The organism is Herbaspirillum sp. Sphag64, assembly GCF_014192645.1.
Lineage (GTDB): Bacteria > Pseudomonadota > Gammaproteobacteria > Burkholderiales > Burkholderiaceae_D > Herbaspirillum.
On sequence record NZ_JACHYE010000013.1, the window covers coordinates 87,470 to 98,794 of the forward strand.

An 11,325-nucleotide genomic window follows, 5' to 3' on the forward strand; every position below is an offset into this window, starting at 1 on the left:
CTTCAGCGTAAGAAGGAGACCACCATGCAAGCCTTATTCCACGCCATCGGCATTACCAATGTCTGGCAATTGATCGCAGCCACCGCCATCTTTTTGATGCTGCCGGGACCGGGCACCTTCTGCATCCTGACCTGCTCGGCCAGACAAGGTTTGCGCGGCGGCTTTATCGCCGTCATCGGCTTGATGATGGGTGATATCGTCTTGATGTTCCTTGCCGCCATAGGCGTAGCCGCCATGTTGCATGCCAATCCCTTGCTGTTCAAGGCAGTGCAGTACATTGGCGCGGTCTATCTGGCCTATCTCGGTTGCCGACTCCTGTTTGCACGCAGTAAAGGCTTGGTTCAGGACACCTCAGGATCGACCCGTACTGACTTTCGTCGCAGTTTTTTCGTCACCTTGATGAACCCCAAGGCGATCGTCTTTTACATGGCCTTCTTCCCGCTGTTCATCGACCCGGTGACACAAAAGGGCGCGCTCACCTTCATCGTCATGGGCAGCGTCATCTGCACCTGCACCTTCCTCTATGGCAGCTTGCTGGTCTTTGCCGGCAACACAGCGGCCAAGCGCTTGTCGCATCACCGTCGGCTCGGCAAACTGGCGACCCGCACAGCAGGGATTTTTCTGATCCTGTTCGGTCTCAAGCTGGGGACGCAATAATTGAGTATCCGTGCAATAGCAGTAGCATTTCCATTTTCATGGCCCACCAACGTTTCATTTACTAGACGAATTCATGGCTAAAATCTTTTGCGTTGCGAATCAAAAAGGCGGCGTCGGCAAAACCACCACAGCAGTCAACCTCGCCGCTGGTCTGGCCCAGCACAACCAGCGCGTATTGCTCGCCGACCTTGACCCGCAAGGCAACGCCACCATGGGTTCCGGCATCAACAAGTCCGATCTGCAAGGCTCCATCTATCAGGTCCTGCTCGGCATTGCCGATATCAAATCGGTACGCAAGCGCTCGGAAAGCGGTAACTTCGACGTACTGCCTGCCAACCGTGAGTTGGCCGGTGCCGAAGTTGAAATGGTCGAACTGGAAAACCGTGAAAAGCGCCTCAAAGACGCCTTTGCCGCCGTCCAGGATGAATACGACTTCATCCTCATCGACTGCCCGCCAGCGCTCTCCCTGCTGACCTTGAACGGCCTCTGTTCGGCCCACGGTGTGGTGATCCCGATGCAATGCGAATACTACGCACTGGAAGGCTTGTCGGACCTGGTCAACACGATCAAGAAGGTGCACGCCAAACTCAATCCCGATCTCAAGATCATCGGTCTGCTGCGGGTCATGTTCGACCCTCGCATGACGCTCTCGCAACAGGTCTCTGACCAGCTCGAGCAACACTTCGGCGACAAGGTATTCAAGACCGTCATCCCGCGCAATGTGCGGCTGGCAGAAGCACCGTCCTACGGCATGCCGGGCGTCAATTTTGACGAGTCGTCCAAGGGCGCACAGGCCTACATCGCCTTCGGTGCCGAGATGGTCGAACGCATCAAGACGCTGTAAGCAGGCAGCAGCAAAGATCAAGAGATATTCAGTCATTGAGCAATTAAAGAACAGGCAGGTAAATCAAGATGGCAATCAAAAAATCAAAAGGCCTCGGCCGTGGACTCGACGCCTTGCTCGGCAGCTCTTCCGACATCACGGACGATGTGCCAGTGGTCGCTGGTTCGCCATCGATCATGGCCGTCACCGAACTGCAGGCCGGTAAATACCAGCCACGCAGCCGCATGGATGAAGGCGCACTCAATGAGCTGGCCGCCTCAATCAAGGAACAGGGCTTGCTGCAACCGATCCTGATCCGCCAGATCGGCACCCACGAAGGTCGCGACCGCTACGAAATCATCGCCGGTGAACGTCGCTTCCGCGCCGCCAAGATTGCTGGCCTGACCGAAGTCCCGGTACTGGTCAAGAACGTCGACGATCAAACCACCGCCGCCATGGCGCTGATCGAAAACATGCAGCGTGAAGACCTCAACCCGCTTGAAGAAGCGCAAGGTATTCACCGCCTCATCACCGACTTCAACTTCACCCACGAGCAAGCCGCCGTTGCCGTCGGACGCTCGCGCAGTGCCGTCTCCAATCTGCTGCGTTTGCTCAATCTGGCCAAGCCAGTACAAACCATGCTCATGGCCGGCGATATCGACATGGGCCATGCGCGCTCCTTGCTGGCCGTTGATTCGGCAACCCAGATCAATCTGGCAAACCAGATCGTCGCCAAGCGCATGTCGGTTCGCGAAGCAGAAAAGCTGGTCGTACGCACCAGCGCCGAGCAATCTGCCGCCAGCAAACCACGCGATGCCAGCAAGGAAAAATCACGCGACATCGCCCGTCTGGAAGAAGAGCTTTCCGACATTCTGGCGACCCAGGTATCGATCAAGACCGGCGCCAAGAACCGTGGTCAGCTCATCATCAACTTCGCCGATCTGGATGCGCTCGATGGTGTGATTACGCGTTTGCGCGGTGAGGCGGTGGAGTCCTGACAGCCTTGATGACCCCTTGCACTGCTGTTGCTGCCGAATAGTTATACTGATATGCGGCCACAAATTGAATTACTGAAACACCATGTCGACGTAGCGACGCACTTCCGCAATGCGTTTCCCACTATCTCGATCTTTGGGGGCGCGACAGTGAGAGTGATAACCAAGCAACTGCCCCTTGATCATTACTTCGCCCTCGTCATCCGCTTCCAAAAAATTCACGCAACGCAGCAGCGTCGTTTTGCCTGCTTCAGAAGGACCAATTTACGAGACAATCTGGCCACGAGGAATCGCATCGAACCCGGCACCGCAAAAGTGGATTGCCGCTGGCCTGCATCAGGTACACCAGAATCTCGGCAAAAACCGCAGAGCACGGCCAGGGCCGACAGCACGCATGTGCACGACACTATTATCAACAGCGCATTAGCCGGAGATATCAAATTCTTTCACGGTTAGACTTGGTCGGGCCGTCCGCTGGCCTGCTCGCTTTGCTTGTCTGATCGGCACGACCATGAGGGCAAGCTCAAAACGCCAGCTTGATCCCGACCTGCAAGCCGTAGCTCTTGCTGTGCGAGGCATCGATACTGGTTTCTGCATTGACCCGCACGTTGACCATGAGATTCTTGCTGATCTGGCCATCGGCACCGGCCGAGATGGCCACGCGAGTGCCGGGAAGCTTGTTGGAAAATTCGACATCGGAGGTATTCGATGTGATGAAATGCGTTGTCGATGCCGGACCGCTGTTGTTCAATAAATCCAAGCCCAGCCACACCACGGCATCATTGCCATGTTGATCCGGCAGCTCTGTTTTTGACAGTCGCAGCCCCAGACGGGATGCGACATTGATGCGGGCATCCATGCTCACGTCGGTCTCGGCATCGAGCGCAAAGCCGCGCAGTTTGACGCTCTGCAATCCTAACTGTCCCTGTAGCTCCAATTTTCGGCCGTCACCCAGATCAAACGCCTGACCAATTTCGGCCGATCCCAATACGCCCAAGCCTCGGGTCGATGCCGTCAGATGATTGACCGAGGCTTCACTGACTTCATACCAGGTTGTCTGAAATACCATATCCAGATAACCACCATCACTTTCGAGCCGGGTAAGGTAAGCACCCAAACTGTAACCATGTATAGTATTTTGGCCGGTTACGGTCTGGCCACTATCGCTACCGCCATAGCCATTGACATTGGCAACACTTTGTCCGCTGGCGAAGTACACCCCGACACTATCGCGCCTGGCATCGCTTGCCTCCACAAGCACATCGCTGCCGACCTGCACCCCGCTTATGTCGGCTTGTTGGCCGACCGAACGACTGCTCGCCGCCTGATCGTCAGTCAGCCTGAACAGACGTCCCCAGGCATAGGGCTCGGTTTTTCTCTCCAATGCGGTGAGTGCACCCATGCGTTCGATCAAACTGCCAGCGACCACGCTTGCATAACGCGCGCCTTGATTGTCGATGCTGCTGTACAAACTTGTTTCGGCACGTACTTTGCTGACCAGGAACCAGTCTTGCGAGCTGTCGCCACTACCACGCTGCAAGTTGTATTGATAGGCGCCCGCATACAACGGGCCCGCCAGCGTAAAGGCGGTGGCGCTAGTGCTGGCGTTATTGATGGTATCGACCACCTTGATACCGCTACCCGTGGTTTGCGCACCCTGTCCGCCAATGTTGATGATGTGCAAGTTGGTATTGCCACTGGCAGTGCCGCCATTAATGACGATCTGATCAATGACTGACGCATTGTTGCTCAGTACCGCGTACAAATTGACGGTGCCGCCCTGGCCTGTCCAATTGCTGGCAGTCAGCGTGCGGCCAGTCGTCATTGGCTGGGGCGGTGCCGCAAAGTTGATTATGCCCGCCAGCGCCATGTTGGCCACCACGGAGGGTGCGGTCATGTTCCAGGTACTGGATGCATCGATACTGCTATTGACCGGATCAATCGAACCAGTCAGACGCGCACCATTGATCAGTGCTAAGCTGCTACCGGGCTGCCCGATCACATCACCGCTCAGTTGCGCACCACCAGCGGAACCATCGAGTATCAGTTTGCCTGCAGTGAGGATGGTCTCGCCAGTGTAGGCCATATTGCCCGTGAGGGTGAGCGCAGCCGCCCCGGTCTTGGTCAGTGTGCCTGTACCATGAATGTCCCCTGCATAGGCGGTATCGACCGTATTGTTGACGGTCAGTGCGGTGCTACCCAACGTCACGGTACTGCCCGCAACCCCGCTCAGATTATTGATCAGCGTGCTGCCGCTGCTGACCCCAGAGACATCCAGCGTACCTTGGTTAATGACCACCGCGCCAATGTTGCCGAGACTGCTGGTACCCACAATGGCAAAGCTTGCTGCGCCGCTTTTGATCAACGTTCCGGTACCTTGGATGTTGCCCGCAAAGGAGGTGTCGACTATATTGTTGATGGTCAACGCAGTGTTACCCAACGTCACGGTGCTGCCCGCAGCCCCGCTCAGATTATTGATCAGCGTGCTGTTGCCGTTCACCCCAGAGACATCGACGGTGCCACCATTGATGATCAGTGCGCTGCTGTTGCTGATATTGCCCGCACCGCTCAATACCAGACCACCCGCATTGACGGTAGTACTACCGGTATAGATATTGTTAGCCGACAGCGTCAGTGTGCCGGTGCCAGATTTGACCAGATCATTACCACCATCGGCGCGATTGCCGAGCACTTGATCCACGTTGAAATTGCCATTGTTGAGCGTGAAGTTACCACTAGGGTTCGTCAGCGCATCCCAGGCAAGACTCAGACCCATCACATAATTGTTACCCTTTACCATGCCACCTGCGCGCAGGTAGTCGTAACCGGCTACGGCCTCGGCAGGAGCAGACGTAAAATTGCCGCTGATGCCAGCATTTGTCGCAATCAGGATATAGTCTGCATTAGCGAGTTGGCTCACGCTCGATGGTGCCGTACCAAACGTATAGTTACTCACAGTCAAGGTGCCGTTCAGACTCGCGGTATTGGCAGTGATGACCGCTCCTGTACTACCACTGAGATTGATGTCGAGCGTCGTGTCTGCAGCCTGCGTATAGGCCCCTGAGACCGTTACCGTAGCACCCGAGGACAAGCCCAGGGTACCTGCTGCCAGCGTCAAGCCACCAGTGCTGCGACTGGCGCTGCCACTGAGCGCCAGCGTGGCGCCGGCAGCATTGACGGTCAAGCTGCCACTGCCGCTGATGGCACCGGTACTGGTCAAGGTAGCACCGCTGCTGGCTCCGATGATGGCGTCACCGTTGAGCACGATGTCGCGCGTCATGGTCAACGAAGTGTTTGCCTGCAGTTGACCGGTACCGCCACTGATGGTCGAGCCGACGTAGACCCCAGCCGCACCAAACGTGAGGGCGTTGCCGGTGCTGCCCAAGTTCGCATCACTGCTGATGATCAGGGTGTCATCGTAAATGGTCCATGGCGTTGATGTGGCGGTGGTACCGGTTAATTGCCAGGTACCGTTACCGGTTTTCTGGAAGTTACTAAAGCCTAAGTATTGCGAGCCAATCAGACTGACATTGAATTGCCCCTGATTGCTCGCGTCGAGCGAGCCCAACGCGAAGGTATTACTAAGCCCCGAGGCGATCACGAGACCGGTGATGCTGCTACCGCGTTGTAACTCAAGACGATTGATTCCACCAGTGAAGCTAATGGCGGCCGCGCGGTTCCCGTTTCCATCGACACCACCACTGATACTGCCTGAGTTGATGATCGTCAGATTGCCCCCCACCACACCGATACCGCCGGCACCCATCACACCAAGATTAGGGTTGCTGAAACCTGCTTGACCGCCGTTACCGCCTGTAATGTTGCCCGAGTTAGTCAGAGTAAAGCCGGAACCACTGACACCACTTCCGCCCGCACCCCCTGCGCCATCGGCAGTATTTGAGGCAGGAACACCATTGGCAGTAATGCCACCATTGCCACCACTGCCGCCAGCGCCACCAACGATGTTGGCCTGGGTGCTGGTACTGCCAAACCCCGACAGTGCAGCACCCGCACCGCCACCGCCACCTGCACCGCCATCAGCACCAGACTGATTGGCACCATCCGGAATACCTCCGTTACCGCCATTACCACCCAAGATGGTGCTAACCACACTCGTCAGTGAGGAGCCGACAAATCCGGTACCACCACCACCACCACCACCACCACCACCACCACCACCACCACCACCGGTACCCAGGTAACAGCCATTGCTCTCCGTTGCTCACATTCGCACTACCCCAGCCACCATTACCAGCGCTGCCACCGCCACCACCTGTACCGCCATTGATACCCTCACGGCCTTCCCAGTCGCCGTTATTGCCGCCATTGCCGCCATTGCCGCCATTGTCGTCGGCTACGGCGGGTAAGGCACTTACAAGGCTGAGCGTGATAGTGATGACCAGCACCACCCATAGCCGCAGCCCTATCGGCCTGATCGCAGGTGCCCTGACGCTCCCGCTATGGCTGCCCGTACCTCTGCCTGATCGCACCTTTTCGGAGACGACCTGGCTCACCTGCAGTGGATGATTCCAGATGACACGATAGCAATATCGATTCACCATTACACTCCGTCAGTGGCACAATCGAGCAGCAAAACGGCAGTCTCTTCTGCCGTCAAAGCGCTCACGTATGCTCACCGCCAAGCACACGCAGCGTGGCAAGGGAGGGAATAAGTCTTTGTGTTCATCTTGGTAATCGTACCGATGTGTTCCCGTAGATGCTTATCAGTGAAGCTGGCGGTGTCATCAAGCTTGAACACGGGCATCTCAGCACGTATTGGCAGTACTTGCAGCGCCTGTTCAGGACGGGGGGCTTGATCATCCACAATGGCAGCGTAAGGCAATTTCCACCGCGTGCGGGTGCTGTCATCCTCGACCGTTACGCATAGGGCGCGCGGTGCGTTCTGGGTGTTTCCAATAGATGCCTTGGAGAAGCCGGGAGAGCTGGGCCGCAGTCAAATCAACCTTCCCGTCGCTGGTCTGTGGCCAGATGAAACGTCCACGTTCCAATCGTTTGGCAAACAGGCACAGACCGTCCACGCTGGACCACAGCAGTTTGATGACGTTGCCGCGTCGTCCTCGGAAGGCAAGACATGACCACTGAATGGATCGTCTTGCAAGGCACTCTCCACCTTGGCTGCTAGGCCGTTGAAGCCGCAGCGCATATCCGTGAAGCCAGCCGCGTCGGCGATGACGATCTCAATCATCGCCGGCATACCGACGTTGCTGGCGTCACGCTTACCATCAACAAGAACTCACTCCAATAACAGAGCATCTCGACGCAATTGATTCATCCACGCGCGCCCCCCCTGACGCGGGGGGTACTGAGCGCCACTAAACAACCTATTCTCGATCCGAACGCGGGTACCTTGGCCAGAGGCAGCAAAGTCCTTCTCCAACGGGAAGTATTTTGCTCTCACGGTCTGCAATCTGGAGACGAGTAAATGCAACCCTTCACTACACCGAAAAAATCTCTATCTTGGTACCGCCCAGCAACGATAACCTTGGTGCTTTTTTGTCTTGTCAGTGGCACTTCTTGCGCAGCTGATACCGACAAAGCAAACCCTGCAATCGATGCCATTAAGGTCATCGACGCAATCAACGCACGGAGTGTCACACCGCAGCAAGACGGTAATAGCAACATGGGTGAGCCACCACGACCAGCCAACGCCTTACCGCTCGCCGACATACCGTTTACGTTTGCAGTAATAGCAGATCCACAGGCATTTCGACTCAGCTCGGGTGGCAATCCCAACAGCGAATCGATAAACGGCACAGAGTGGAGGAAAATCAATAGCAATCTGGTCGCTGCACTCAACAAATACAGCGGAGTGGAGTTCGCTATCATGAATGGCGACGTCACAGAATTCGGACGCAGTGACTCCTGGAACAATGTCATCTCCGTCTACGGTAATCTGAGGTTCCCCTATTACTTTGGCCTGGGTAATCACGACTATCAGAATAACGTCGGTGATTGCACTCACCCAGACTTTGGGTTTGACTCCAACGGTTGTGCCATGAATTCTGTCGCCAGAATGGACTACGAACTGGGACTGTATGCCAATCGCCTCAGTAACTTCTCAAAGGATTGGGTTCGGACCTCCAGCGCGCATTGGTCAGGCAGCATGTCTTACTCGTGGGATTACAACGGCGTTCATTTTGTACAATTGCAAAACTATCCAACCTATCGGGTTGAGCTTACGAGCTGGACTGCCCGCTATATCTGGATAGACCGGTCCTTGAGCTGGTTGCATGAAGACATGCGTCTGGCAAGATTGCGTGGCATGTCAGCAATCATTGTCAATTTTCATCAAGACAATGATTTCTTCTCGAGAACGGCCACCGTCGCTGAAAGGTTGCAGTTCCGGGCCATTATGAATACGTATACTCCGCTGGCAATTTTCGTCGGGCATCAACATCAGTTCGCCAGGGAGGAACACCATGACGACCCCCTCTTTGGGAATGTCAATGTCTACCGCACAGGCGCCGCCTTCGAAGCAAAAGCACACATTGTTACCTACGACAACAAAAAGCTCACCATCAGTGAAATGGAAGAGAAGGGAGGTGTCCTCGAGCAATTGCCCGATAAACGTTATGAAGAATACGGTCAACCGCAAAAACCCATGTGCCTGACACCCGGACAGGCTGGTGGCAAAGACAGTATCTATATCACCACATTCCTCACCGATAGCCATTGGAACCTGCGGCAAGTCTCAGGCACCGATAACAACGTCGATGCTGATCCCCAAGGCAACGCCTACATGCGTCCGTGGACTATAGGAAATCCCTACCAGTTATGGACATTTGTAAAAGCCTACCCGGGTTGGCCAGAATTCAGCTCCTGGTACGTCATCAAGCAAACTGCCACAGGCAGAGTGCTTGATAGCGATGCCGATGGCCACGTCTACACGAGAGACCCGACGCCAGGCAGCGGGTACCAGCAATGGTGGCCGATCAAGCTAGAGAACGGTATGGTCCAGTTGCGTAACAGAGCGACCAATCGTTTTCTGGACGGTGATGGTAGCAGGCTCTATACCTCGTTTGGCTACGATATGGACAATCACCACCGATCGTGGCAACTCAGCCATGGCTGGTACCGGTACCCACCTGAAAACAGCAGATATTTCAAAGCCAAAACAGATAACGCCTACGCCTATCCTTTCCCCGAAGGTAAAAACAGCAATGACAACTGGCAATATTTACGCGAACATAATTTTCTGGATACGTTGCCTTGTATTGCCTGGTAATCAGTTTGTCAGGCGATACCAGCAAGGAAAATCACCTGGTATCGCCCGTCTGAAAGAGAAAGAAGAGCAAGTACCCCATGCTGTGCGTCAAAAGATAGAGGACCGCCTCCCTACGCTGCCACTCGCAGTTGGTGCGGTGTCATGAGCGAGAGCCGGTTCAGTGAGCCACTGGCGCTAAATCAAACGTCATCACAAACACGTCATCAGCCTGCGCCAGCGCATCCTTGAGCAGTGATGCAGCAGCCGTCGCAGCAGCTTCCTTGAGGCCCTCATAAGCCATATAGGTTTCACCGTTATCCTGCTTCCTCAGGCTGTAGGACACCAGATGCTTGCCCTCCGCATCACGCAACACAAAAGCAGTGGTCATGACAGACTGAAACGAAGACATCGCACTCTCCGCGCGATAACCAGGGGTAACACGCAAGACCAGCCGCGCACGGTCAGGCATGTAATCGGCGGTCGCGGCCTCCGGATCGCTTGCATCCATCGCGCTCATCTTGCCCAGTGGTCGCTTGACGCTGATCAGACGCACTTCACGGCCCGATTCTCTGATGCGCTCGGCCAGACGCTCGGCCTGCATTAAGGTGATTTCCGGAGTCCCTGCATCCTCAATCAAGGCCGTGAATTCCTTCGATCGCGCAGTCGCCCGCTCTGCCACAGTCAATTTGCTACCGGCATCCAGCGCTGCTCCCGCGAGCGTGCCGATGGGACCGAGGAAACTAGCCAGCCCCGACAATGACGACCCGCCCGCATCCACGACCGAATACTCGGCTGGATGATAAAAAATATCGACCTTGGTGATCTTTTCAATATCAGCGCGTGCGGTTTCTTTTTGCGGCACATGCTCCGGCGTGCTCGCGCATCCAGCGCTTAGTGCGATGACACAGGCCAGCAACGCGACCAATAGGGAAGGGTGTTTTTTCATGAATAGTTGATGGCGTAATTGATATGAGAATGGGCCGGATCAGAAGATCTATATTGGCCCGCAAGGAGCGGAGAATCAGGTAACGAGACGGGATTTTATAGAGCCAATCAAGCGCCGGAACATCGAAAAGCCAGTTTCAGCCTGGTCTTAAGCACATGAAGAAAAAATCTGACTTGTCAGACCCAAAAACAGCGTTACCGATGGGATTGTTCCGAAGCAAAAACACCCGCTGTGGGCAAGCTGCAACGCAAGCGATAGCACGTTGCGCGAGAAAATCGCTTGACGTGTTACACGCAGAAAGTGAATACTTCCTGCGTCTCCAAAAAAGAGGAGACCGAGTATGAGAGCTCGATTTGCACAAGGCGGACAACCGCCTCCCTTGGCGGTTTTTTTCGTCTGTACCATGTCGCACCTTCAATGGGCGGCAATGGTAGGGAGGCTTCGGCCTGCCGGGTTCCTTGTGCACCGGTCTCTCAACCTTGCCATTTGCCGCCCACCCCGTTTGAGAGCGGGGCGCGGTTCATTTTTCGCACAAGGAGTTGTAGATGCCTCGCACCAACACGTCCGACCAAAAAAACATCCCCCCTCATCACGAAGATTTCCGCTGGATTCACGGCCCCGGCCGCGAGGAAAAATTCGCTGACTTCATTGAACTCACTCGCGATGTCAGCGCAGGCAT

8 protein-coding genes and 2 pseudogenes are annotated in these 11,325 nt (G+C 55.5%); 5 read left to right on the plus strand and 5 right to left on the minus strand.

Translation table 11 applies throughout. The features are described from left to right. The first annotated feature begins 24 nt into the window (after positions 1 to 24). The 3 genes from leuE to FHW66_RS17550 all read left to right on the plus strand — a co-directional run bounded on the left by leuE (position 25) and on the right by FHW66_RS17550 (position 2,478). Complete coding sequence (gene leuE / locus FHW66_RS17540; protein ID WP_183381117.1) at positions 25 to 657, plus strand: leucine efflux protein LeuE; 633 nt, start codon at positions 25 to 27, stop codon at positions 655 to 657. Positions 658 to 730: 73 nt separating this feature from the next. After that, a complete protein-coding gene (locus FHW66_RS17545; protein ID WP_183381118.1) occupies positions 731 to 1,501 on the plus strand; it encodes a ParA family protein in 771 nt (256 codons plus the stop codon). A gap of 68 nt (positions 1,502 to 1,569) precedes the next feature. Further along, positions 1,570 to 2,478, plus strand: a complete 909-nt coding sequence (locus tag FHW66_RS17550; protein ID WP_183381119.1) for a ParB/RepB/Spo0J family partition protein — start codon at positions 1,570 to 1,572, stop codon at positions 2,476 to 2,478. 69 nt (positions 2,479 to 2,547) lie between these two features. Here FHW66_RS17550 and FHW66_RS21265 read toward each other — a convergent pair whose 3' ends face one another. Together FHW66_RS21265 and FHW66_RS21270 are read right to left on the minus strand one after the other, a co-directional pair. Then, a complete protein-coding gene (locus FHW66_RS21265) occupies positions 2,548 to 2,697 on the minus strand; it encodes a hypothetical protein (RefSeq protein ID WP_370543498.1) in 150 nt (49 codons plus the stop codon). 301 nt (positions 2,698 to 2,998) lie between these two features. Beyond that, positions 2,999 to 6,586, minus strand: coding sequence for an autotransporter outer membrane beta-barrel domain-containing protein (locus tag FHW66_RS21270; protein WP_183381121.1), 3,588 nt, complete (start codon positions 6,584 to 6,586; stop codon positions 2,999 to 3,001). Positions 6,587 to 6,683: 97 nt separating this feature from the next. On the opposite strand from FHW66_RS21270, the gene FHW66_RS17565 reads away from it, so the two are divergent. Continuing rightward, entirely contained in the window at positions 6,684 to 6,842 is a 159-nt protein-coding gene (locus FHW66_RS17565) for a hypothetical protein (RefSeq protein ID WP_183381132.1), read from the plus strand. Between the two features lie 81 nt (positions 6,843 to 6,923). Here FHW66_RS17565 and FHW66_RS21275 read toward each other — a convergent pair. Beyond that, positions 6,924 to 7,037 (minus strand): annotated as a pseudogene (locus FHW66_RS21275) (ESPR-type extended signal peptide-containing protein); the annotation flags it as partial. Between the two features lie 303 nt (positions 7,038 to 7,340). After that, a pseudogene (gene tnpB / locus FHW66_RS17570) lies at positions 7,341 to 7,690 on the minus strand (IS66 family insertion sequence element accessory protein TnpB). A 228-nt stretch (positions 7,691 to 7,918) separates the two neighbouring features. Between tnpB and FHW66_RS17575 the strand changes: the two are divergent. Next, positions 7,919 to 9,721 carry an RICIN domain-containing protein gene (locus FHW66_RS17575; protein ID WP_183381122.1) on the plus strand — a complete coding sequence of 601 codons (1,803 nt, stop codon included), beginning with the start codon at positions 7,919 to 7,921 and terminating at the stop codon, positions 9,719 to 9,721. A gap of 157 nt (positions 9,722 to 9,878) precedes the next feature. Here FHW66_RS17575 and FHW66_RS17580 read toward each other — a convergent pair whose 3' ends face one another. Further along, on the minus strand, positions 9,879 to 10,646 hold the full coding sequence (locus FHW66_RS17580; RefSeq protein ID WP_183381123.1) for a hypothetical protein: 768 nt from the start codon (positions 10,644 to 10,646) through the stop codon (positions 9,879 to 9,881). Positions 10,647 to 11,325: the final 679 nt, after the last annotated feature.

Bases quoted from the DNA above. Each gene is read 5' to 3' on its own strand.
- leuE (WP_183381117.1), top strand. From the start codon at position 25: ATGCAAGCCTTATTCCACGCCATCGGCATTACCAATGTCTGGCAATTG.
- FHW66_RS17545 (WP_183381118.1), top strand. From the start codon at position 731: ATGGCTAAAATCTTTTGCGTTGCGAATCAAAAAGGCGGCGTCGGCAAA.
- FHW66_RS17550 (WP_183381119.1), top strand. From the start codon at position 1,570: ATGGCAATCAAAAAATCAAAAGGCCTCGGCCGTGGACTCGACGCCTTG.
- FHW66_RS17575 (WP_183381122.1), top strand. From the start codon at position 7,919: ATGCAACCCTTCACTACACCGAAAAAATCTCTATCTTGGTACCGCCCA.
- FHW66_RS17580 (WP_183381123.1), bottom strand. From the start codon at position 10,646: ATGAAAAAACACCCTTCCCTATTGGTCGCGTTGCTGGCCTGTGTCATC.